24 protein-coding genes are annotated in these 23,331 nt (G+C 42.1%); 14 read left to right on the forward strand and 10 right to left on the reverse strand.

Annotation, left to right across the window (positions count from 1 at the left end; all coding sequences use genetic code 11):
• The first annotated feature begins 84 nt into the window (after positions 1–84).
• On the forward strand, positions 85–1,293 hold the full coding sequence (gene argJ, locus GHNINEIG_RS03105) for a bifunctional glutamate N-acetyltransferase/amino-acid acetyltransferase ArgJ (RefSeq protein WP_135795292.1): 1,209 nt from the start codon (positions 85–87) through the stop codon (positions 1,291–1,293).
• Positions 1,294–1,352: 59 nt separating this feature from the next.
• Here the strand turns inward: argJ and hisC are convergent, their stop codons facing one another.
• Entirely contained in the window at positions 1,353–2,423 is a 1,071-nt protein-coding gene (gene hisC / locus GHNINEIG_RS03110; protein WP_135795293.1) for a histidinol-phosphate transaminase, read from the reverse strand.
• A 138-nt stretch (positions 2,424–2,561) separates the two neighbouring features.
• Here hisC and GHNINEIG_RS03115 point away from each other — a divergent pair, with 138 nt between their 5' ends.
• Positions 2,562–3,512 carry a Nudix family hydrolase gene (locus GHNINEIG_RS03115; RefSeq protein ID WP_135795294.1) on the forward strand — a complete coding sequence of 317 codons (951 nt, stop codon included), beginning with the start codon at positions 2,562–2,564 and terminating at the stop codon, positions 3,510–3,512.
• On the opposite strand, the gene GHNINEIG_RS03120 is transcribed toward GHNINEIG_RS03115, so the two are convergent.
• Positions 3,509–3,913: a hypothetical protein gene (locus tag GHNINEIG_RS03120; protein ID WP_135795295.1), complete on the reverse strand. Its 405-nt coding sequence runs from the start codon at positions 3,911–3,913 to the stop codon at positions 3,509–3,511. The two genes, GHNINEIG_RS03115 and GHNINEIG_RS03120, sit on opposite strands and share 4 nt — an antisense overlap.
• A 96-nt stretch (positions 3,914–4,009) precedes the next feature.
• Positions 4,010–4,603 (reverse strand): dephospho-CoA kinase, encoded by a 594-nt coding sequence (gene coaE / locus GHNINEIG_RS03125; RefSeq protein WP_135795296.1) that lies wholly within the window; start codon positions 4,601–4,603, stop codon positions 4,010–4,012.
• Positions 4,604–4,748: 145 nt separating this feature from the next.
• Between coaE and GHNINEIG_RS03130 the strand changes: the two genes are divergently transcribed.
• Together GHNINEIG_RS03130 and grxD are read left to right on the forward strand one after the other, a co-directional pair.
• Positions 4,749–6,557 (forward strand): N-acetylglutaminylglutamine amidotransferase, encoded by a 1,809-nt coding sequence (locus GHNINEIG_RS03130; RefSeq protein WP_135795297.1) that lies wholly within the window; start codon positions 4,749–4,751, stop codon positions 6,555–6,557.
• 127 nt (positions 6,558–6,684) lie between these two features.
• On the forward strand, positions 6,685–7,032 hold the full coding sequence (gene grxD, locus GHNINEIG_RS03135; RefSeq protein WP_011370017.1) for a Grx4 family monothiol glutaredoxin: 348 nt from the start codon (positions 6,685–6,687) through the stop codon (positions 7,030–7,032).
• Between the two features lie 55 nt (positions 7,033–7,087).
• Here grxD and rnt read toward each other — a convergent pair whose 3' ends face one another.
• A complete protein-coding gene (gene rnt / locus GHNINEIG_RS03140; RefSeq protein ID WP_135795298.1) occupies positions 7,088–7,711 on the reverse strand; it encodes a ribonuclease T in 624 nt (207 codons plus the stop codon).
• Positions 7,712–8,998: an amino-acid N-acetyltransferase gene (argA, locus tag GHNINEIG_RS03145; protein ID WP_135795299.1), complete on the reverse strand. Its 1,287-nt coding sequence runs from the start codon at positions 8,996–8,998 to the stop codon at positions 7,712–7,714.
• A 100-nt stretch (positions 8,999–9,098) separates the two neighbouring features.
• On the opposite strand from argA, the gene ilvD reads away from it, so the two are divergent.
• Both ilvD and GHNINEIG_RS03155 read left to right on the forward strand, forming a co-directional pair.
• Positions 9,099–10,952, forward strand: a complete 1,854-nt coding sequence (ilvD, locus tag GHNINEIG_RS03150) for a dihydroxy-acid dehydratase (RefSeq protein WP_135795300.1) — start codon at positions 9,099–9,101, stop codon at positions 10,950–10,952.
• Positions 10,953–10,980: 28 nt separating this feature from the next.
• Positions 10,981–11,382 (forward strand): tellurite resistance TerB family protein, encoded by a 402-nt coding sequence (locus GHNINEIG_RS03155; protein ID WP_135795301.1) that lies wholly within the window; start codon positions 10,981–10,983, stop codon positions 11,380–11,382.
• Positions 11,383–11,621: 239 nt separating this feature from the next.
• Here the strand turns inward: GHNINEIG_RS03155 and soxA are convergent, their stop codons facing one another.
• From soxA to GHNINEIG_RS03180, 5 genes are all read right to left on the reverse strand, one after another.
• The gene (soxA, locus tag GHNINEIG_RS03160) at positions 11,622–12,452 is read right to left on the reverse strand and encodes a sulfur oxidation c-type cytochrome SoxA (RefSeq protein WP_135795302.1); all 831 of its coding nucleotides are present in this window, start codon (positions 12,450–12,452) and stop codon (positions 11,622–11,624) included.
• A gap of 101 nt (positions 12,453–12,553) precedes the next feature.
• Entirely contained in the window at positions 12,554–12,865 is a 312-nt protein-coding gene (soxZ, locus tag GHNINEIG_RS03165) for a thiosulfate oxidation carrier complex protein SoxZ (RefSeq protein WP_048810610.1), read from the reverse strand.
• A 60-nt stretch (positions 12,866–12,925) separates the two neighbouring features.
• Positions 12,926–13,393 carry a thiosulfate oxidation carrier protein SoxY gene (gene soxY / locus GHNINEIG_RS03170; protein WP_135795303.1) on the reverse strand — a complete coding sequence of 156 codons (468 nt, stop codon included), beginning with the start codon at positions 13,391–13,393 and terminating at the stop codon, positions 12,926–12,928.
• Positions 13,394–13,437: 44 nt separating this feature from the next.
• A complete protein-coding gene (soxX, locus tag GHNINEIG_RS03175) occupies positions 13,438–13,812 on the reverse strand; it encodes a sulfur oxidation c-type cytochrome SoxX (protein ID WP_135795304.1) in 375 nt (124 codons plus the stop codon).
• 180 nt (positions 13,813–13,992) lie between these two features.
• The gene (locus GHNINEIG_RS03180) at positions 13,993–15,411 is read right to left on the reverse strand and encodes a M48 family metalloprotease (protein ID WP_135795305.1); all 1,419 of its coding nucleotides are present in this window, start codon (positions 15,409–15,411) and stop codon (positions 13,993–13,995) included.
• A gap of 81 nt (positions 15,412–15,492) precedes the next feature.
• Between GHNINEIG_RS03180 and GHNINEIG_RS03185 the strand changes: the two genes are divergently transcribed.
• From GHNINEIG_RS03185 to rimI, 8 genes are all read left to right on the forward strand, one after another.
• Positions 15,493–15,726: a sulfurtransferase TusA family protein gene (locus GHNINEIG_RS03185; protein WP_223260925.1), complete on the forward strand. Its 234-nt coding sequence runs from the start codon at positions 15,493–15,495 to the stop codon at positions 15,724–15,726.
• 109 nt (positions 15,727–15,835) lie between these two features.
• A complete protein-coding gene (gene galU, locus GHNINEIG_RS03190; protein WP_135795307.1) occupies positions 15,836–16,714 on the forward strand; it encodes a UTP--glucose-1-phosphate uridylyltransferase GalU in 879 nt (292 codons plus the stop codon).
• 55 nt (positions 16,715–16,769) lie between these two features.
• Positions 16,770–18,401: a glucose-6-phosphate isomerase gene (gene pgi, locus GHNINEIG_RS03195; protein ID WP_135795308.1), complete on the forward strand. Its 1,632-nt coding sequence runs from the start codon at positions 16,770–16,772 to the stop codon at positions 18,399–18,401.
• Positions 18,398–19,708, forward strand: coding sequence for a UDP-glucose dehydrogenase family protein (locus GHNINEIG_RS03200; RefSeq protein ID WP_135795309.1), 1,311 nt, complete (start codon positions 18,398–18,400; stop codon positions 19,706–19,708). The genes pgi and GHNINEIG_RS03200 overlap by 4 nt, the downstream gene beginning before the upstream one ends.
• Positions 19,709–19,821: 113 nt before the next feature.
• Positions 19,822–20,646, forward strand: a complete 825-nt coding sequence (gene pssA, locus GHNINEIG_RS03205; RefSeq protein WP_135795310.1) for a CDP-diacylglycerol--serine O-phosphatidyltransferase — start codon at positions 19,822–19,824, stop codon at positions 20,644–20,646.
• A gap of 5 nt (positions 20,647–20,651) precedes the next feature.
• Positions 20,652–22,196: a 2-isopropylmalate synthase gene (locus tag GHNINEIG_RS03210; protein ID WP_135795311.1), complete on the forward strand. Its 1,545-nt coding sequence runs from the start codon at positions 20,652–20,654 to the stop codon at positions 22,194–22,196.
• A gap of 36 nt (positions 22,197–22,232) precedes the next feature.
• A complete protein-coding gene (locus GHNINEIG_RS03215) occupies positions 22,233–22,799 on the forward strand; it encodes a hypothetical protein (protein WP_135795312.1) in 567 nt (188 codons plus the stop codon).
• A 13-nt stretch (positions 22,800–22,812) separates the two neighbouring features.
• Entirely contained in the window at positions 22,813–23,289 is a 477-nt protein-coding gene (gene rimI, locus GHNINEIG_RS03220) for a ribosomal protein S18-alanine N-acetyltransferase (RefSeq protein ID WP_135795313.1), read from the forward strand.
• The last annotated feature ends 42 nt before the right edge of the window (positions 23,290–23,331 follow it).

Raw genomic sequence — 23,331 nt, forward strand, 5'->3', positions numbered from 1 at the left:
ACTCTGGCGCATATGCCGTGAAGCATATGCAAATGAATTTTGAATTCATTGCCAGTGTGGACTTTTTTATTTTGGAGAAACAGTATGGCGCAAACATCAAATATTCATCCCGTCTCTGGTGTTTATTTAGGAACAACTCAGGCAAAAATTAAAAAGTCTGGGGTAGAAGACTTTGTCGTTATTTCATTTGTGGAAGGCAGTCGCACGGCTGCGACATTTACTACGAATGCCTTTTGTGCCGCGCCTGTTACGCTGGCAAAACAAAATTTAAAAAACACTCCGACCCGCGCGTTGGTGATTAACAGCGGTAATGCCAATGCCGGGACGGGTCAACAAGGCATGTTAGATGCACAACAAACCTGTCATTGGGTGGCTGAAGAGCTCGGTATTTCCGAACAAGCGGTGCTGCCTTTTTCTACAGGGGTGATTGGACAAAATTTACCTATGCCTAAAATTGAATCCGCCGTGCCCGCAGCCATTGCAAATCAAACCATTGATGGTTGGGAAATGGCTGCAAAAGGAATTATGACGACGGATACCCATCCGAAAACTGCCAGCCGTCAATTTGATATTGAAGGTCATACTGTGACGTTGACCGGCTTTTCAAAAGGATCGGGTATGATTCATCCGAACATGGCGACCATGCTAGGATTTGCAGCAACGGATGCTAAAATCTCCCAGGCCTGCCTGGACAAAGCCTTGCTCGATTCGGTGTCACTGTCGTTTAACCGAATTACGGTTGATGGAGACACCTCGACAAATGATGCGTGTACCTTAACCGCGACACAGCAGGCAGACATGCCCGAAATTACAGATCCTGATTCTTCTGCCTATCAGGTTTTTGCAAAAGTGTTAAATGAAGTGATGACTGAATTGGCACAAATGATTGTGCGAGATGGGGAAGGTGCGACTAAGTTTGTAGCCATTAAGGTTGAATCAGGGGACTCTGTTGAGGAGTGCCTGAAAGTCGCGCATGCTGTCGCGTTGTCTCCATTGGTAAAAACCGCACTGTTCGCGTCTGATCCTAACTGGGGTCGGATTTTGGCGGCTGTGGGACGTGCCGGCGTTGTTGGTTTGGATATTAATGCATTGCAGATTTATCTGGGCGATGTTTTACTGGTGGATAACGGTGGTCGTGCTGATTCATATACCGAAGAAGCGGGTCAGGCAGTGATGAATGAGACGGATATTGAAATTCGTATTATATTGAACCGTGGTCAGGTTTCAGAAACTGTTTGGACAACGGATTTTTCGTATGATTATGTCAAAATCAATGCAGAATATCGAACATAACCGATAGAGCTTGATCAGAAAAAAACGCCACTGAGTTGGCGTTTTTTTATAAGCGAAATTTATGTGTTTTGAGCTTTGAGAATGTCGGTGAGCGCCTGGCAAAGCTGTGTGTTTTCTTGCTCGGTTCCGATTGTAATGCGTAAATATTGATCAATACGAGGTTTATTGAAATAACGCACAATAATGGCTTTTTTCCTTAATTGCTGTGCAATGTCTTCTGCTTGCATCTGAGGGTGTTTAGTAAACACAAAGTTTGCGGCAGAAGGAATGACTTCAAACCCGTTATCTTCTAAAAACTGAGTCAATGTGTCACGGGTAGAGATGATTTTTTCACAACTTTGTTTGAAATAGGCCTCATCTTCGATTGCGGCAATGGCACCAGCAGTGGCTAAACGGTCAAGAGGGTAAGAGTTAAAACTGTTTTTAACACGCTCCAACCCTTCAATAAGTGCCGAATCACCAAGCGCAAAGCCAACTCTAAGCCCTGCCAATGCACGAGATTTTGAGAAGGTTTGCACCACCAATAAATTTGGATAACGCTTCACAAGCTGGGCAGCTGATTCGCCACCAAAATCGATATAAGCTTCATCCACAACCACCACGGATGAGGCGTTTTGTTGCACGATTTGCTCTATGGCTTGCAGGGGCAACAGTCTGCCTGTCGGTGCATTTGGGTTGGGGAAAATAATCCCTCCATTTTCAATGTTGTAATCTGCAGGATTGATTTCGAACGCATCCGTTAAGGGAATGGTTTGGTGGTCAATCTCATATAAACCGCAATAAACAGGATAAAAACTGTAGCTGATATCCGGAAATAAAATGGGCTTGTCTTGTTTCAATAGAGCCATGAAAGCATGGGCTAACACTTCATCTGACCCGTTGCCCACAAAAACTTGACGGGATTCAACACCATAGTATGTGGCTATACTCTGCTTAAGATCTTCGGAACTTGGATCGGGATAAAGTCTCAACTTATCATTTAACTGGTTTGTTAAAGCGTTTAAGACCAATGGCGAAGGCGGATAAGGGCTTTCATTGGTGTTTAGTTTTATCAAGTTGTCGACTTTAGGTTGCTCACCCGGAACATAAGGGGTAAGTGTGTGAACAAGTTGACTCCAGTATTGACTCATAGTTTTTCCCAAATTCGATTTACAATGCCAATATTTTAACGTTTAACGAGTCTTTTTGGCTGAATTTAAACTCAAAAACTACCAGGCCTGGCCGTTTTTTGACAAAATGGAGCTAAATCAAGTTTAGAGAGAATTTAAATGAATCAAAGAGTCGATATCGCAATAGGGGTTTTAAGACAAGGAAATCATGTTTTATTGGCCCAAAGACAAGCAAAACAAAGTCATGCGCTGAAGTGGGAGTTTCCTGGCGGTAAGGTAGAAAGTGGAGAGTCGGTGGAAGCAGCATTAATTCGTGAATTTCAAGAGGAAGTCGGGGTTGAAACCGCGCACTGGCAACCTTTAATTCAAATTCCTTGGGATTATGAAAGTGTATCAGTGCATTTGCATGTCTATGAATCAGGCCAGTTTCAAGGAGAGCCACACGGTAAGGAAGGGCAGCCGGTTCAATGGACGGCTATTTCAGAACTGAGCGAGTACGATTTTCCCGAAGCCAATAAAGGTATTCTGACGGCATTACAGTTACCGGAGGCATTCATGATTTCGGGGGATTTTCATGATGAACTGGATGCGTTGAATCGTTTGGAAGCGGCATTGGAAGAAGGGATTCGGTTAGTTCAGCTGCGTGCCAAGAAAATGGAGGAAGACGCGTTTAAAATCTTGGCTAAAAAGGCCATTACACTGACGCATCGTTATGAAGATGCCAAGATTTTAATCAATGGCAAACCAGCTTGGCTAGAGGCTTTACCTGAAGCAGATGGATTGCAACTGGCTTCTACCATGATTATGGAGCTGACGGAGAGACCTGTTGCAGAAGATAAAATTTTAAGCATCTCGACTCATACCAAAGCGGAAGTGGCGAAGGCATTAGAGTTGAATGCCGATTTGCTGTTACTCTCTCCGGTGAAAGACACCCGCTCTCATCCTGATATGAGCGGAATGGGTTGGAATGCGTTTGCAGAGATGGTGGCAGAGATCCCTATTCCAGTCTATGCTTTAGGCGGAATGAAACTGTCAGACGTAACAGAAGCTAGGAAACAGGGGGCTCAAGGCATTGCGGCTATTTCAGGGTTGTGGCCAGAGCCGATTTAATCTACAGCGGCGCTCTTTTGTGCTCGAATGTAAGCGGGTAAGTCGGGTGTTTTCAAGGTCGTGACTTGTACTTGGTATTTTTGTAATTCTTGATTTAATAATTGCCAGTGTGTGCTGGGAACGGTCCAATTGGTATGGAAATACATCCGTTGGTTGTTTTTGAGCTGGATGCTTTCATAAATCAAACTCATTTCAGGGTGTTGCTCTGCTAATACACGAAATTCTTCTTCGCTTAAAATATGCGCTGGATTGAGTCCACTGGTTTTGACCAGTTCTTTAAAACTGTCTAAAGTTAGCCCTAGCTTGACCAAATATTTAATAATGGCATATGCAAGTTCTCCGCGTGGCACGATCGACGTGAACGTTTTGTCGTTTTGAATGGAAGTGACTTGATATGGCATCGGTCAGTATACTCTTGATGATTTATTTAAACAGTGAGTAAAATTGATTATCATATGACAGCATAACACGTTTGAAAAACAGATAAAATCTTGAAATCAGGTGTCTTGATTGCTGTGTAGTAGAGATTGGATGTCTTTTTTGAGTGTTTCTGTTGATTGTTCTGTGTTTAAAATAATGTCTGCAACAGATAGGCGCTCAGCTCTTGTGGCTTGTTGTTGAATGATTTTTTGAATATCTTCTGCCGGTAACTGATCGCGTGTGATGGCTCGTTTAAGTTGAGTCTCAGGTGCTAGATCCAGTACGATAACCTCATCAATATAGTTTGGTTTTCCTGTTTCCGTTAATAAGGGAATTTCAATCACTATCGCAGGTGGGTGTTGTTTTTCTAATTGCTCGATGAGTTGCTCTGTTCGTTGGCGAATAAGTGGATGCAAGATAGCTTCCAGTGTTTTTTTGGCCGAGGTATCATTGAAAATTAACTCGCGTAATTTAGCACGATTTAATTCCCCGTCTGTTAAGAAATCTGCTCCGAATATGCGTTCAATTTCAGCCAGGCCTGGCTGGTTTTTGGCAACCACGTCACGTGCAATCTGATCGGCATCGAGTGTCGGTACACCTTCTTGTTCAAATAGTTGACGAACCGTTGTCTTGCCACTTCCTATGCCACCAGTGAGTCCGTAAACCTTCATACCAATCCTTTTGAGCGTTTAAAACAGAGATATTATGCGATTTTGACTTTAATGACTCCGGTATAAAGAGTCAATAAATTTACACAATATTCGTTAAAATAGGCGGTATTCATATAGCGACAGCTTGAACGAAAGGTATCAAATAATGTGCGGAATTTGTGGAGAGATTTATTGGGATGGCCAAATGGCCTCGGAAACCAAATTGGTTCCAATGTTAGCCGAACTGGAAAAAAGAGGACCGGATGATGGCGGCACCTGGGTGCAGAATCATGTGGGGTTAGGGCATCGTCGATTATCCATTATTGATTTGTCTGATGGCGGGCATCAACCGATGTTGGATGACGAAATCAGTTTGGTGTTCAATGGGTGTATCTACAACTATGAAGCCCTTCGTAATGAACTCATTGAATTCGGACATGAATTTCGTTCGCATTCTGATACTGAGGTGATTTTAAAAGCGTATCGTCAATGGGGAATGGAATGTGTCACCCGTTTCGAAGGCATGTTTGCGTTTGCTATCTGGGATGATCATCAACATCAGTTGTTGTTGGCGCGCGATCGCTTTGGTATCAAGCCTCTCTATTATGCGCCTGTCGAGGGGGGCGTTCGTTTTGCGTCCAATACGCAAGCCTTATTGGCTTCTGGTGGTATTAACACCGATATTGATCCGGTTGGATTACATCATCAATTTACCTTGCATGCCGTGGTTCCTGCACCGCATACGATTTTAAAAGGCATTCGAAAGCTGGAACCGGGTCATTGGATGATTGTGAACCCTGATGGACAAATGTACAAAAAGTCCTATTGGCATTTAGAGGCCAAACGCCCAACAGCAGAGAGTGCTCCAAAAACAGAAGAGGAATGGATTGACACCATTCATGAGTCGCTGAAGCAAGCTGTTCATAAACGACTGACCGCAGCTGATGTACCGGTTGGTGTTCTGTTATCGGGTGGACTGGATTCGAGTTTAATTGTGGCATTGTTGGCGGAAGCCGGGGTTGAGGATATTCGAACCTTTTCCATTGGATTTGAAGACGTTCCGGAAGAAAAGGGCAGTGAATTTGAATATTCCGACTTAGTGGTGGATCAGTACCAGACCAAGCATCAAAAATATTTGATTCCGAATGAAACCGTCCTGCCTCGATTAACCGAAGCGGTCGATGCGATGGCTGAACCGATGTTTGGACAGGATGCGGTTGCCTTTTATTTATTATCCGAAAAAGTCTCTGAAGAAGTTAAAGTCGTGATGTCGGGTCAGGGGGCGGATGAAGTGTTTGCGGGGTATTTCTGGTATCCAATGATGGCAAAAGCGGCAGAGTCTTTAAAAGATGCTTCTCGACCAGTAGATGCCTTTGCTCCCTATTATTTTGATCGTTCTCATGAAGAATGGTTAGAGATGATTGAAGAGGAATATCATGTTTATGATGTCACCAGAGAGTTGGTTAACGATCGCTTATCGGAAGAAGGCGCAGACAGCTACTTGGATCAAGTGTTGCGTTTAGACACGACGACACTGATTGTCGATGACCCGGTTAAGCGAGTTGACAATATGACTATGGCTTGGGGGTTGGAAGCTCGAGTGCCATTTTTAGATCATCATTTGGTCGAACTGGCCATGTCGGCGCCAACCGATCTTAAATTGAAGGATTTTAAGTATATTCTGAAAAAGATTGCCCGAGGGATTGTACCGGATGAAGTGATTGATCGACCTAAGGGGTATTTTCCTATGCCGGCTTTAAAATATGTCCGGGGCCCGTTTTACGAGATGATGAAATCGGTTTTGACCAGCCCTCAAGCGAAAGCCAGAGGCATTTTTAAACCGGCTTATATTCAAAAGTTGTTAGAGCAACCGGAAGCGGACGAAAGTTTTACCGCTATTAAAGGCAGTAAATTGTGGCATGCGGCGTTATTAGAGCTGTGGTTGCAGCGACATGTCGATCCTTATGTTCGATAATTTCAGATAAACTTAAGCGTTACGTAAAACTTCACCTAGGATTTTTGTTGTGATTTGTTACAATAACCTTGTTTACAACTCAGGTATTCACGAAAACGTGCTTTTTACCTGATCTTAGGAGAATGGAATGGATAATCAAGAAAAAGAAACTTTAGACCGTATTCATGAGCAGGTCACGAATAATCCGGTTGTTATTTATATGAAAGGAACACCACAGATGCCTTCTTGTGGCTTTTCTAGCCGAACTGCGCAAGCCATGGTTGAGACAGGCGAAAAGTTTGCTTTTGTGAATGTGCTTGCGGATCCTTTGATTTTTGAATACTTGCCAAAATACCAGGACTGGCCTACTTTTCCACAAGTTTATATTGGGGGAGAGTTACAAGGCGGGTGTGATATCACGTTAGAGCTGGCTGAATCAGGTGAGTTAAAAACGCTGATGGCAAAGGCTAATGAAGCTGTTTCTGAGGAAGCGTAAGTTACTTCAAATGTGTTTAAAACCACCAGGCCTGGTGGTTTTTGATGGAAAACTGTTAAAGCAATGTTCTTGTTTTTTCGATTGGCCACTGGTTGACGATTTTACAGAATAAATCTGCCGTTTTAATGGTGTCGTATTCAGCCGAATGCGCTTTGCTATTATCCCACTCAATTTCAGCCAGTTGTACCGCTTTTGCGAGTACGGTTTGACCATAAGCTAACCCAGCAAGAGAGACGGTATCAAATGTGCTGAATTCATGAAAGGGTGATTTGATTTTGCATCGGTCTGCAGCCGCCTTTACAAAACTTAAATCAAAAAAAGCATTATGCCCCACTAGGATCGCTCGACTGCAGTCGGTTTCTTTAAGAAGTTGTCTAATTGGCGTGAAGCATTTTTCCAAAGCTTCTTTTTCAGAAACAGCCATTCTAAAAGGGTGCGTTGGGTCTTCGACGCCAATAAATTTCAGTGCGCTTTTGTCTAATTGTGAGCCTTTAAAGGGCAGGACATTGGCTTGAACTGTCTGGTCGCGTTCGATCGTGCCATCTGAGTTCATTTTCAATGTTACGATGGCAATTTCAATTAAGGCATTGGTTTGAGGGTCAAAGCCTGCTGTTTCGACATCGACAACAACAGGTAGAAAGCCGCGGAATCGTTCTTTGATGTGGGTGATTGTATTCATTTATAACTTTTTAAGTAATACTTTTGATTGTCTTTGATTGTTGTAAAAAGATTGCCTGCTTTCAGGTAATTGTGATGGCGTTGACTCGATAAATCCATGTTCAATAAACCAATGGTGCGTGTGAGTTGTCAGTAAATAGAGCGTCGAGACATTACGGTCAAGTGCTTTTTTCTGAATGGCATTGAGAAGTTCTTCACCGAGTGCAAGTCCTTGATATGCTTTATCAACGGCGAGACAAGCTAGCTCAGCATTTTGATTGTCGATTGGATAAAGCGCTGCACAACCAATGATTTTCTGGTCAATTTCGATGACTAAAAAATTATGGATTTCTAACTCCAGGGTTTCTCTGGAACGTTTGGTTAGAATACCTTCTTGCTCCAAGGGGGTAATGAGGTTGATGATGCCCGCGACATCGTCGCTTTGAGCAGGCCGAAGGTCATGGTAACGATCGTTATAAATTAAAGTACCATGACCATCTCGGCTGAAAAGCTCTAGCAACATTGCACTGGGGTTGTCTTGTGACATTAAGTGGATTCGACGAATATGTTCGTTTGCTTCGGTCGCGAGTTTGAGTAGTCTTTTTTGACTGTTGTTTTGAGATGATTCAAGGTGATTCTTGACGTCTTTACGAGACAAAGCTTGAGGCAGATCTTTTAAGGTGGCCTGGTCTGTAAAAATTAACAATTTGTCCGCATCTAATTTCGTGGCAATGGCAAAAGCTTGCTCTAACGTATTTAAATTAAATACTTCGCCTGTCAAGGAATAGGCCAGTGGAGTCAGTAGTGCAACTTGTCCTGCATTCAAGGTGTTTTCAATGGCTTGGTTATTGATTTTTCTTAAAATGCCCGTATGTTGAAAGTCGATGCCGTTAATAATACCCTTGGGTTGTGCGATGACCCAATTGCCTGACACAATGGTAAGGTGAATATTTTGTTCAGCTGATGCCTTGCTGAAGGCTGCTTCAACCTGTGCTCGAACAACACCGATGGTTTTTTGAAAAACCTCTAGATGTTCTAGTGTGGTGATACGGGTATCGTTTTGAGTCTGCCAAGGAATATTTAAGGCTTCAAATGCTTGGTTGATTTGAAATGAGGCGCCCAGTGTAAGGACAACTTTTAAGCCAAGGTTGTTCAGTAAAACAATGTCTTTTGCCAGTTGTTGTAATGCATCAGAATTAAAAATAAGGTCGCCAGGCAAATAGATCACAATGGTTTTATTGCGATGTTTTGCGATGTAAGGAGACGCTTGTCTTAAGTTATTCGTAAAATCTAATTCAGATTGATGCATAGATATGAGAAAATGTTTATAAATATAATTATATAAGTATAACAGGCTAGCAACAAAAACAAAAAAAAGCGACATGCCAAGACTGTTTAAGGAGAATAAAATGCCAGATTATCGTTCAAAAACCAGTACCCACGGAAGAAATATGGCCGGTGCACGTGCTTTATGGCGTGCAACAGGCATGAAAACGGAAGATTTTGGTAAGCCGATTATTGCGGTGGCGAACTCTTTTACTCAGTTTGTACCGGGTCATGTTCATTTGAAAGATATGGGACAACTTGTTGCGGGCGTCATTGAAGAGTCCGGCGGGATTGCTAAAGAATTTAATACTATTGCCGTTGATGATGGGATCGCGATGGGGCATGACGGGATGTTGTACTCTCTGCCATCACGTGATTTGATTGCCGATTCCGTGGAATATATGTGTAATGCTCACTGTGCGGATGCACTGGTCTGTATCTCTAACTGTGACAAAATCACTCCGGGTATGATGATGGCTGCCATGCGCCTAAATATCCCAACAATTTTTGTGACCGGTGGCCCAATGGAGTCTGGGAAAACCGTTTTAGGGGGCACTGAGATCAAACTGGACTTGGTTGATGCAATGGTGATGGCAGCCGATGATCATTGTTCTGATTCTGATATTAATGATGTTGAAGTCTCGGCTTGTCCAACGTGCGGTTCATGTTCAGGGATGTTTACAGCAAACTCGATGAACTGTTTGGCGGAGGCATTAGGAATAGCTTTACCAGGAAATGGTTCTACTCTAGCCACTCATGCCGATCGAAAGCACTTATTTGAAGAAGCGGGTCGTCGAATTGTCGAACTTGCTAAGCTTTATTATGAAAAAGATGATGATGGTGTCTTACCTCGTTCCATTGCAACGGTTGAAGCATTTGAAAATGCAATGGCATTGGATGTTGCAATGGGCGGTTCAACCAATACGGTTTTGCATCTATTGGCAATCGCGCGCGAGGCAGAAGTCAATTTTACAATGGCAGATATGGATCGAATTTCAAGGAATGTTCCATGTTTAGTCAAGGTTGCGCCAAACTCAAAAGAGTACCATATGGAAGATGTTCATCGAGCCGGTGGTATTATGCGAATTCTAGGTGAGCTAGATCGCGCAGAGCTATTGAATCGAGATGTTAGAACCGTTCATGCGTCGACTATGGCTGCGGCGATTGATTTATGGGATATTACGCGCACAGATGATGAAGCAGTTAAAACTTTTTATAGAGCTGCGCCGGGCAATGTCAGAACGACAGAAGCATTCAGTCAAAACAAACGTTGGAAGACGTTGGATGATGATGATGCAAATGGTTGTATTCGAAGTGTTGAGCATGCTTATACAAAAGAAGGCGGTTTGGCTGTCTTATACGGTAATATCGCGTTAGATGGCTGTATTGTCAAAACGGCAGGTGTAGACGAAGAGATCTTCAAGTTTTCAGGACCAGCTCGGATTTACGAAAGTCAAGATGCTGCAGTGGCTGCGATTTTAGGTGATGAGGTGAAATCCGGAGATGTTGTTCTAATACGCTATGAAGGGCCAAAAGGTGGTCCAGGAATGCAAGAAATGTTGTATCCGACCAGTTATCTGAAGTCAAAAGGGTTGGGCAAAGAGTGCGCTCTTTTAACTGATGGGCGTTTCTCTGGCGGGACTTCAGGTCTCTCGATTGGTCATTGCTCGCCAGAAGCTGCAGAAGGCGGTAATATCGGATTGGTTGAGGAAGGAGACCTTATTAAGATTGATATTCCAAATCGAACCATCAGTGTTGATTTAACGGATGAAGAATTAGCCGAAAGAAGACAGGCTATGGTTGCAAAAGGCAAAGCTGCCTGGAAACCTGCTGAACAGAGAACAAGAAAAGTCAGTGCGGCGTTAAGAGCGTATGCCGCGATGACAACCAGTGCGGCGTTTGGTGCAGTTCGAAACGTTGAGCAGATTGAGCATTAAAATAAATTATATGAAAGGATAAAAACACATGTTTGCAGATAGATTAACTTCTGAACAGCGCCAAGCGGTATTCGACTTAGCTGTATTACTTGCTCACGCAGATCATGATGTGTCTGATGAAGAGCAGCAGTACTTAAAGAATTTTAGTGATGCTTTTGGTATTGAGTATGATTTGGATAAATCTGAAATAAACATTGATGATACTCTAACGGCATTCAGTTCAAAACAATCAAAAATGATCTTATTACAAGAACTGGTTAAATTGTCCTATAAAGATGGACACTTTGGTCAGGAAGAGCAAGAGAATGTGTTTATGATTGCCCAGAAGGTTGGTTTAAATGACCCTGAATTGCTGATTCGTATTGAGAAATGGGTTCGTGAAGGGTTTAACTGGGTTTATGAAGGTGAGCAGATGCTTGAAGTGAATTAGCATTACTTACAGGTTGACGTGCCTTCTTTAAAGCCGCTGGTTTCAGCGGTTTTTTTATGTCTGCGTGTCAGGACAGGATCTGAAAGGTAGTGTAAATAGTTAGGAAGGATGAGCTTCAGGGAAGTAAATAGCAGAAGGTAGGCGAGAGGTTGCTTTATAAGGTTTTAAAATAGAGGGACAATAAAAAACCCGCTTAATAGCGGGTTTTTTATTATAGGTCTTTAGAATAGAGCTTAAGCTTATTCTCTGTAACCAGGTCCATCAATTTCAATGCCGTTTGACATATAAGCTTCGAAGAACTCAAGGTTACGGTATTCTTCGCTTTGCGCTTTAAATGGCTTGGCACGCATGTTTTTATTACAGCCACCAAAACGACGGTGTAACGTTCCTAGTTCTTGCCATTTAGCACGGAAAACAGGGAAGTGACTTGTATGACCAAGGTTTGGAGATAATAAGTTCGCGCGTGCTTTACGACCATCATTATAAGTATGACACTTAGCACATGATAGGTTTAGCTGACCACGAGGTTTGATGTAGAAATCTTGACCTGCAAAGAATGCTTTTTTAGCTCCTTCAGATTCGATTTTAACATCAATTTTTTGTCCACGAGCATTGTAAGCAAAGTAAGCGGAAAGTTGAGCGATAGAGCCTTTTTTCCATTTAAATGCTTTCAAACCTGCATCTGTACGACACTTATTGATTTGTTGTTCTAACGTTTCAACTTGTTGTGTATCTTCGTTGAAGCGTGGGAACATGACGCGTACTTTTGTAACATCTTTACCAAAGCATTTTTGATAAGTTGCTTTGTCTTTATTGTAAAGTGCTTCACCGGCATCAATTGCGTCTAGATATGGAGGAAATTCTTCAGCGGCTTCCCACTGAGCTTTCTTGTCCTCTGAGAAATTATAGGCACCGAGTCTATAATCTTCGAATTTGATATTTGGATGCTTCGCTTGAAAGTAGTCTACTAATTGTTGACGACTTTGTTCAGGATCCATATTCGCAGCCATTGTCATATTGGCTGTCGCTGTTGCACCTAATGTTAAGGCGACTAGCAATGTTTTCTTCATCCTATTCCTCCGTCCGAGAACTCTTTATTTATAAAGTATTATTATATATAGAAAGGTTGCTCTTCCCTTATAAAAGGGAAGAAGCTAGGTCTGCAATTAGCTTATCTTAGCTTAATTGTTTCAGTTCCTTTTTTACCAGTGTTGTCAGCTAGAGAAAGAGTAACTTCGTCACCTTTGTTAGCTTTAACTTTAACACCCATGTAAGGGTTTGCAGAAACAGCACCAGACCATTGAGCATCAACTGCTTTAGTTCCGTTTACAGTAACTTCAACCATGTTGATGAACTCAGCAGGATATGGCTTGCCTGTTTTTTTGTTCATACGAGCACCAGATTCCATTTTGTGCTTGATTAGTGCTTTTACTTCAGCAACGCCACCTTTAGATTTTCCACGCATTCTGATTTTAATTGACATGTTATTTCCTTTCAATTTCTTGCAGTTATTAATTTAAGTATCATTCAAAGGGTTGATGGATTAACCACCACAACCACCGATTGTTACTTTAACTTCTTGTTCTGCTTTGTATAATTTACCACCAGCTTTAACAACTGCCATTACGTTTTGTGTTTCACCCATTTTGATACGTGTAGAAACATAACCAATTGCAGGGCCAGAGAAGCTATATTCACAAACTAAAGGCATAGGGTTTTTGCTAGCTAGGATTGCGATAGACTCAACACCAGACATTTTAGAAGCATCAACCTTAATAGGTGTTACAGCACCGTTTTCAGCAATAGCTGGAGCATTAAGTTCGATGTCACCTGATTTAGCAACTGATGCACTACCGAAAGTTGCGTTTAGCGCATCATCAGTTGTTTTAGCTTCGAATGCTTTTTTGTTCCAAGCTGCTAGTACAGTTGAAGGTGTTAGAAGACCAGCGTTAACTGCGACAGCAGCTGCACCAGTTGCAAGGGTACCTTTAAGGAAAGATCTACGTTTCATAAGGTTTAAAACTCCCGGTTAAGGTTTAAATAAAAAAACTAAAATTATAGCGTATAGATGAAATCAACAATTTTTTGAATTTCATCGTCTGATAAGATTCCGTTTTGTCCGAACGGAGGCATCATGCTGTCTGGAACCTGTGTATCTGGTGTACCCCAAACCTTGTCATACAATTTTTGTTTGTCAGGATAGCGTAATTTCATTGCAATTAACGCTGGTCCAATGTTACCAGGTAGGTTTCCACCAGGAACCATATGACAAGCTAGACAGTTTCCTTTTGAGCGACTGAAAGCTAATTTTTTACCTGCTTCAATATTATTAGCACCTTTATCGGCTGCTTGAGTCGCTAAAGGTGCTGAGACCATTGCTGTTGAGATGGTCAGAGCAGTTAGTAATTGCTTCATTTTCGTTTTCAACATTCTTATCCTCCTAAAAAAAGCCTAATCGCTTTTCTAATATATTCTTCCCTTTTGAAGTAAGGGTAGTTATTTTTGAGCACTTTGAGCTCTTAGAAGCATAGGTTACTCATATAAATAATATTCGCAAGTATTTTGTTGTTATTCGTATATAGTAATATTTAATACTGTTTAAATAAATTTTTATGACGGTTGATTCCGTTGTTGTTTTTGAGAAATTTTATCGAGTTCATTTTTTAATTGAATGATCTTTTGATAAAGCTTTGATTTTTTATTTTTTGTGATCTTCTCAGCTTGATTGACCAAAAAAGTGCTTTTGGGAAGGTTCCCAATATTATAGTTTGCCAATGCATCATAGTAGTAACTGTAATCATTCTGGTTTTTTTCCGCATACAGCTTTGAAAGCTCTGAATACAGTAAATATTGATAATGAAACTTAGGGGTTTTCTGGGTGAGTAACTGAATGGCTTCTTGTGTTCGATTAAAGCTGATTAGGCTCTTAGCGTATAAATACACGATGCTGAAGTCTGACGGGTAGACGGCTGTTAAATATTCATAGTCTTGTAATGCAGATGAATCGCCTGTTTCTGTCTTAATTTTCGCTAAGAGTAGTTTATAGAGTCTTTCTTTTGGGTTTTGTTCAGATGCGGCTTTCAGGCAACTTAAGTCATATTGAGGACGACTTAAACCTTGATCTGATAGATTTTTCAAGTTATTGAGATAGCAGGTTTCAGAAGATGAAAGCGTTTTGGTATTGTACGTTTGAGTTTGTGTTTTTGTGACAAAGTTTAAACGAAGCTGAACTAAAGTTAATGAGTCGCTCTTAAGAAGCTGTGATTCAGTTTTTAGCTGAGCAGCACGATCATTCGCTTTTGCAAGACGGTTTGCTGTGACAGGGTGTGTTAATAATATTTCTGGTGGCGTACCTTCATAGATTTGCATTTCCTTAGATAAGCGCCCAAAAAACTCTCCCATCGCATAAGGGCTGTAGCCTGCTTGGTTCAGGTATTTAATGCCAAAATAATCCGCTTCACTTTCATAGATTCGAGAGTTTTTAAGTTGTTGTTGGATATTGAGACCCATTGCCCCCATGTAGGTTGCAATCCCTGCGCTTGGGTCTTGCGATCCTATCAATATAGCCGCAATTAATGAAGCAATGCTGGCTGTGTTGACGTTACTCTGATATTCAAATGTGCGTGAAAGATGTCTTTGGGTGACATGCGCTACTTCGTGTGCGATAACTGAAGCCAGTTCATCTTCAGACTGAGCAGAGGCGATTAATCCCGTATGAATTCCAATTACCCCATTAGGGCCAGCAAAGGCATTGATTTCAGGGTTGTCAATAATAAAGAAGCTAAAGTTTCTGTTTTTGCCGGTTTCACTGGTGATTTTCTCACCGATTCTTCGTATATAACTCAGCATGATAGGGTCGTAGACTAGGTCATAATGGGTATGGAGGGCTGTTGAAAAAGCTTGTCCCAGTTGTGTTTCTGTATGGCTGTCATAATCTTTTAAATCAGGAGCGCCCAAGTCTGGCAGGTTGTTTGAAGCAAATGCCAATGGTAAGCAAAAACAATATAAAAGCAAAAACCTCAAAAGCATTTTTATTGACAACTCTTTATTAATAACAGTAAAGCTATTGTAAGATAAGTTTGTAAGTATTGCATTGAAGGAATGTGAATTGTGAAATCCCCTTTTTTATTAGATGTTAAGAAGCTTCCTTGTCCTTTGCCTTTGGTTAAGCTTAAAAAGGCATTGGCAGAGGTCGATATTCATCAGCAAAATATTCAGTTAAGCGTAACCGATAAATCAGCTTTAAAAGATATTCCGGCTTTTTGTGTAAGTCAGGGGTTGGTGTCATCCGTTGTGGAAGATAATGATGCCGAAATTGTGTTTTTAATTTCAGCCAAAGGATGAATTTATTCTTTTTTTGGGTATTATTGTGTATAAGGGATGTTTTAGGGTAGAGTCAACGATGGCTTTATAATAAGAATAGATAGTAAATTGAAGAGTGTGCTGAGAAATTATGTCGTATAAGAAATTAACAAAAGCCGTTATTCCTGTAGCTGGGTTGGGCACCCGTTTTTTGCCAGCAACAAAAGCCATTCCGAAGGAGATGTTGACGGTCGTAGATAAGCCTTTAATTCAATATATTATTCACGAAGCAGCTGAAGCCGGGATTACCGATATTATTCTGGTGACTCATTCAAGTAAAGGGGCAATCGAAAATCACTTTGATAAGCATTATGAGTTGGAAGCGGAGTTAGAAATTAGGGGGAAAAAGGACCGTCTTGAATCCTTGAAAGAGATTACGCCAAAAGGCGTTCGAATTGTCAGTGTGCGCCAGCCTGAAGCTTTAGGGTTGGGTCATGCTATTTTATGCGCATCCCCAATTATAGCCGATAACGAGCCGTTCGCGGTCTTGTTACCGGATGTGTTGATGCATCATTCAGTTAAAGGTTGTTTGGCTCAGATGACAGAGCAGTATCGAAAAATGCATACCAGTGTGGTGGCATTGGAGGCGGTGCCGGATGACCAAGTTGAAAAATATGGTATTGCTGCGGTAAAAGGACCTGATCTTAGAATTGTAGAACTGGTAGAAAAACCAAAGCCAGCGGATGCACCTTCCAACCTGTCTGTTGTCGGGCGCTATATTTTTACACCAAGATTGATGGAAATTTTAAAAACCACTAAGCCAGGAGCTGGCGGTGAGATTCAGCTTACTGATGCGATGGACGAATTGCTGAATGAAGAAGTCATGTTTGGTTTCGAATTTAAAAATGGCCAGACGTATGATTGTGGGGACAAGTTAGGCTATCTCCAAGCAAATGTTGAATACGCATTAAGAGATAAAGCTTTGGGGAAAGGGTTTAAAGCTTACTTAAAATCGTTGAAGTTAAGTTGATTTAATTTTCGAGAAAAAATAAGGTTGTATTGAACTATTAAATTAAGGGGATTCGATGGGCGTTGAGACATCATCCGCATGGCAAGCGTTACAGCTTCATAGCGACTCCGGAATGGGGTCCGTTCATTTGTCGAAACTATTTCAAGATACGAGTCGGCAAGATGATTTTTCTTTAGAGTTATCGGACATATATGTTGATTTCTCAAAGAACCGTATTACACAGGAAACCATCCAGCTTTTAATCGAGTTAGCCGAACAGCAGAAATTGCCGAAAGAAATTCATCGTCTTATGACTGGTGAGCATGTTAATGATACCGAAGATAGACCTGCTTTACACACTGCGCTGAGAGCCTTAAGTAAAGATGTTTCGGGAGTCGCGGAAACGGTTCAACCTGATATTGAGCAGGTATTGCGGAAAATGGAGTTGATGACTAAAAAGATTCGCTCTGGCCATTGGCGAGGTTACAGTGGTAAGCCGATCACGGATGTAGTGAATATTGGAGTGGGAGGATCGGATTTAGGGCCACTAATGATCACCCATAGTTTGCAAACGATGAGTTCTCCCATCAATTTGCATTTCATTTCCTCAATTGACGGCACACAAACCTCTAATCTGCTTAGAGGGCTTAAACAAGAAACCACGTTATTCATTCTTGCATCCAAGTCTTTTACAACCATTGATACTCTTTCCAATGCTGAAACGGCCAAAGATTGGTTGAAAGAATGCATTAAGGATGAGCGAGTTATTCTTTCACAGCATTTTATTGGGGTCTCAACAAAACCGGATAAAATGCAAGAATGGGGAATTCCGCCCGAAAACCAATTAATGTTTTGGGATTGGGTCGGAGGGCGTTATTCACTTTGGTCTGCAATAGGTTTTCCGATCGCACTGAAAATTGGTATGGATGGGTTTCGTGAGTTGCTGCAAGGTGCACATGAAATGGATCAGCATTTTGCAACAGCGGATTTGAAGAAGAATATACCGGTTATTTTGGCTTTAATTGATATTTGGAATATCAACTTTTTAAACATTCATGATAAGGCCATTTTGCCTTATGATGCTCGGTTGCGTTATTTGCCAGCGTATCTTGAGCAGTTGGTTATGGAAAGTAATGGTAAATCCGTTGCGCGTTCGGGTGAGTCTGTTCCTTATAAGACTTGTCCTGTTCTATGGGGGGAAGTGGGGCCGAATGCACAGCATGCTTTTTATCAACTTCTGCACCAGGGAACGCAAGCTGTTATGTGCGATTTCATTGCACCCGTTGAGCGGGATGACTTTGATGCGGACTCACATACTGAACGAGATGAAAGTTTAAGACACCAGCATGAGTTGGCACTGGCGAATTGCTTTGCCCAGTCTCGAGTTTTAATGTTGGGGGACAACGCTATTCCTTCAGATTTAAAAGCCAGTTTTGATTCTCCTTTTAAACATTATCCAGGCAACCAGCCTTCGAATACCATTCTGATTAAAACCATATCGGCTAAAACGCTCGGAATGTTGGTCGCCATGTATGAGCATAAAACCTATGTGGAAAGTGTGATCTGGGAGATAAATCCTTTTGATCAATGGGGTGTGGAGCTCGGAAAATTAATTGCAAAAGAAACCTATAATGCCATCAAAGACCAGCCGTTGGCAGACAGTTTCGATAGTTCGACTAAAGGGTTAATTGACAGGGTTGTGAAATGAGAATTACAGTTTTTGGATGTGAGTTAAGTGGACTTGTCACGGCAGGCTCTTTGGCGCACACAGGTAACGAGGTTTTAGCCATTCCAGTCGGAAAGGCGAAAGCGGAAGAATTGAAACAGGGGCTCTTGCCGAGAGATGAACCCGGTCTTGATCAATTAATCGCAAGCCAAGTAAAAGAAGGTCGGCTGGATTTTTCTCATGATTGGTCAGAAGGGATTCAACATGGAGAAGCGTACTTTCTCAGTATGCCTTCTTGGCGAGCAGACAAAGCAGAGCTGGTCATTGATGCAATCGGACAGTCGGCTTCAAAGGATGTCTTGGTTGTAAATCAAAGCACTTTTCCTATTGGAACGGCGGATCGTTTCGAAGCAAGCATTAAGTTAGCCTTTGCGCAAAGAGGGCTGGTTGCAAACGTTGCGGTTGCTTCAATGCCCGAGTTTATCAGTGAAGGTTCTGCTATCAGTGATTTTTCCAAACCCTCGCGTGTTGTTTTAGGTTGTCATAATGAGGGCGCTATTGCTTTGATCAAAGACTTGATGCGGCCTTTTAATCATGTGACGGATCAAGTCAAAATCATGTCGACTCGAGCCGCTGAATACACCAAGTATGCGGTGAATGCACTTTTAGCCACTCGAATCAGTTTGGTGAATGAACTGGCGAATAATGCCGAGCATTTTAATATTGATATTGAAGAAGTCCGTCAGGGCTTAGGCTCGGATTCAAGGATTGGGTTTAATTATTTGTTTCCAGGATGTGGTTTTGGTGGCCCGAGCTTTGCGGCCGATGTGCAGGCGTTAGTCGGCACTTTTGAGTCAAAAGGCTACGATGCAGACCTATTGAAAGCGGTATTACAAAACAATGAAACACAAAAAGAAGTGATGTTTAGAAAAGCTTGGCGATTCTTCAAAAATGATTTGAGAGGTTTAAAGGTTGCTGTCTGGGGGTTGTCATTTAAACCGAATACCGCAACAGTGGATAATGCACCGAGTGTTAAAACGATTGAAGCGCTCGTGGCACAAGGAGCTGAAGTGGTGGCTTATGACCCAAAAGCCAATAGCGCTTTTAAAGATTACTGGGGTGACCAATCAGGTGTGACTTTAGTAACAGAAATGTACGACGCACTAGAGCAAGCAGATGCATTAATGGTGTTAACTGAATGGCGGCGTTTTTGGAGTCCGGATTATGTCAGGATGTTTGAATTGATGAAGCGGCCTATCATTTTCGATGGTCGCAATATTTATGAACATGAAGTCCTAGTCGATCATGGCTTTAGACACTTTGGTGTTGGGCGAGGTGAAGTCGTTTAAGGCTAATTTTTCTGATAAAAGCCCGTTTGGGCTTTTTTGTTTTTTAAGGTCTTTAACTGTTGTTTGTCTGGCAGATTGTTTATAAAATGAATCTTTACTTCTAATTAATATAAATGAGTGATATGAAACCATTTGAAAAAGGCATTTACCTCCTTCCCAACTTAATGACAACGCTTGCTTTGTTTGCTGGATTCTACGCCGTAATTGCGGGGATGAACGGCCAGTTCGAGTTAGGCGCCATTGCTATTTTTGTCGCGATGATCTTTGACGGCTTGGATGGACGAGTTGCGCGCATGACAAATTCTTGTAGTGCTTTTGGCGCAGAATATGACAGTCTGGCAGATATGGTTTCTTTTGGATTGGCACCGGCGTTATTGGTTTATCAATGGGCTTTGCACGACTTTGGTAAGCTAGGGTGGTTGGTTGCGTTTATTTTTACTGTTGGGGCTGCATTGCGTTTGGCTCGGTTCAATACTCAAGTCGGGATTGCCGATAAACGTTATTTTCAAGGGCTACCGAGTCCTGCGGCGGCGGCACTGTTGGCCGGGTTCGTGTGGATGATTGAAACCAACAATATTCATACTGGATTGGAATCCTTAATGGTGTTGGTTTTGACAGTCGTTTCAGGGTTGATGATGGTTAGTAATATTCGATTCAGTTCTTTCAAGGAGTTGAATTTAAAGGATAAGGTTCCATTTGTTACTTTGTTAATCGTGGTCTTAGTGTTTGTGGTTATCACGATTAAACCGGCTATGATTTTATTTGTCGTCTTTTTCGGCTATTTATTATCCGGTCCTATTGTGACACTTAGGGTGATACAACAAAAACGTGCTATGCGTCGGCAAGCAAAAAAAGAGACAAAATCAGCCGAACCAACCTCAGATAAAACTACTAGCACTGAGACTGAAGCCTCTAATTACGCAGAAAATAAAGAGTAGAACTTATGAAAGAAGAATTGGTTATATTTGATACGACGCTAAGGGATGGAGAGCAAAGTCCTGGCGCTTCGATGACCAAGGAAGAAAAAATTCGCATAGCCAAACAACTTGAAAAATTGCGTGTTAATGTGATTGAGGCAGGCTTCCCCGCTGCAAGTCAGGGAGATTTTGAGTCGGTTCAAGCGGTGGCTTCTGCGATTAAAGACTCTACAGTCTGTGGCTTGGCACGAGCCGTTGAAAATGACATTGTGAGAGCGGGGGAAGCTATTAAGCCAGCTAATTCAGGGCGTATCCATACTTTTATTGCAACGTCTCCGATTCACATGGAGAAAAAATTAAAAATGTCACCCGATGAGGTGGTGGAACGCGCTGTTTGGGCTGTAAAACGTGCACGTGATTTTACCGATAATGTTGAATTCTCTCCCGAAGATGCGGGGCGCTCCGATTTAGATTTCTTATGTCGAGTGATTGAGGCGGCGATTGACGCGGGCGCGACCACCATCAATATTCCGGATACCGTTGGGTATAATGTTCCGGAGCAGTTTGGTGAATTGTTTCATCAATTATTAAATCGAATTCCAAACGCAGATAAAGCCATTTTTTCAGCTCACTGTCATAACGATTTAGGACTTGCTGTGGCAAATTCATTGGCAGCCGTTAAATCAGGCGCTAGACAGGTTGAGTGTACTATTAATGGATTGGGTGAGCGAGCTGGAAATACTGCGCTTGAAGAGGTGGTAATGGCCGTGAGAACCAGGCAAGACTGGTTTGATGTCGATACGCGTATTCATACCCCTGAAATTTTAGCCGCATCACGTTTAGTAGCGGGGATCACCGGGTTTGCAGTTCAGCCGAATAAAGCGATTGTTGGAACCAATGCTTTTTCACATGAATCAGGTATTCACCAAGATGGTGTTTTAAAACATCGTGAAACCTATGAAATTATGCGAGCGGAAGACGTGGGTTGGAGTACCAATAAAATGGTGCTCGGGAAGCATTCTGGACGCAGCGCTTTTCGTTCGCGTTTAAAAGAACTGGGAATCGAATTTGAAACGGAACAAGAACTAAGTGATGCGTTTATCGGCTTTAAAGAACTGGCCGATCGTAAACATGAGATTTATGATGAAGATATTCAGGCCTTGGTGACGGATAATAATACCCGACGAGTAGAGAATGAAACATTTCGTTTGGTGGCGCTGAAAGTAGGAACCCAAACTGGGGATGCTCCGACAGCTGAAATTACACTCTGGATTGACGGAGAAGAAAAAACCGCTTCTTCAGAAGGGGGCGGTGTCGTGGATGCCACTTTCAAAGCGATTGAAAAGTTAGTCAGTTCTGGAGCAACTCTGGAATTGTATTCGGTCAGTAATGTGACGAATGGCACCGATTCTTTGGGTGAAACAACCGTTCGAATGGAGAAAGCAGGGCGTATTGTGAATGGTCAAGGGGCGGATACTGATATTGTGACAGCGTCAGCCAAGGCTTATATTAATGCGCTAAACAAATTGCTTGATATGGGCAGTAAAGAGCATCCGCAGGCGCCCGTATAACATGATTATTTCATTTTATCGTGTGAGTAACGTGTAATGGGCAGTCCTGTGATTCCTGCACATTTACTGAATACGCTGGGGCTACCGATATGGCAGAGCAGGTCTGGTCAATTTTTAACTTCTCAAAAAGTGAAAGAATCGCTCTCCCCAAGTTACGCTGTTTCGGATGAGGAGCCGCAAATTGACACAACTCAAGTGGAAGAGAGGGTAACTGCTGTTGATTATGCTGCTTCATTGGTAGAAGAAGAGCTTCAAAGAGTGTTTGTTTTTTTAGGCGCAGGGTTAAGCACCATTTGGCAAAATGAAGATTGTTCAGAATGGCAGCTGTTCTTAAATATCTTATCGGTGTTTCATTTGTCTGAAGATCAGGTTCGTTTTTTTGATACCAGTCAGTTGGTGACAGAAGAAGCGATTTTTGCAACGCTGGATGAGATTATTGAGTTAGGTGTTGAGCAGGTGTTTGCCTTTGATGAAACGGGCCCTTTGCTGCAAGAATTGAGTGAGGGGGCGCAGATTGTTGTGATGCCTTCATTTGAAGACTTGTTAAACTCACCTCGAGCAAAACGGGACTTTTATCATCTGATGATGGTTCAGCTCACTTGAACGGCAGTTGAGCGTGTTTAGTTATTTTCGCACGATGACTTCATCAGACTTAAGTTGGGTCTTAAGTGTTGAGCAGCAATCCTACGATTACCCTTGGAGTGAGCAAGGGTTTGAAAAAGCATTGGATGATGGGCTGGCGTATTTATTATGTGACCTTGATCATCGTCCTTTAGGGTACGCTTGTTTTTTAACGGTCTTGGATGAGGCGCACCTTTTAAACTTTTGTGTCGCACCTAAATATGCCCGACAAGGGATTGGGTATGCCGCAATGCTTGCACTTATTGAGTATTTTAAATCGGCAGATTATCACATCATGTTGCTGGAAGTTCGTGAGTCGAATTCGGCGGTGAACCTGTATAAAAAGTTAGGGTTTGAAGAAAATGGAATTCGTCCTAACTATTATAAGACTCTGGTCTACCAAGAAGGTGAGTTAGTTCAGGGTAGAGAAGATGCGATTTTGATGTCGTTAAATTTGATGGATCAAGAATAAAAAACCACCAGGCCTGGTGGTTTTTGGTTAGAGTAAAAAGGA

The sequence above is a fragment of the Hydrogenovibrio crunogenus genome, from assembly GCF_004786015.1.
Lineage (GTDB): Bacteria > Pseudomonadota > Gammaproteobacteria > Thiomicrospirales > Thiomicrospiraceae > Hydrogenovibrio > Hydrogenovibrio crunogenus.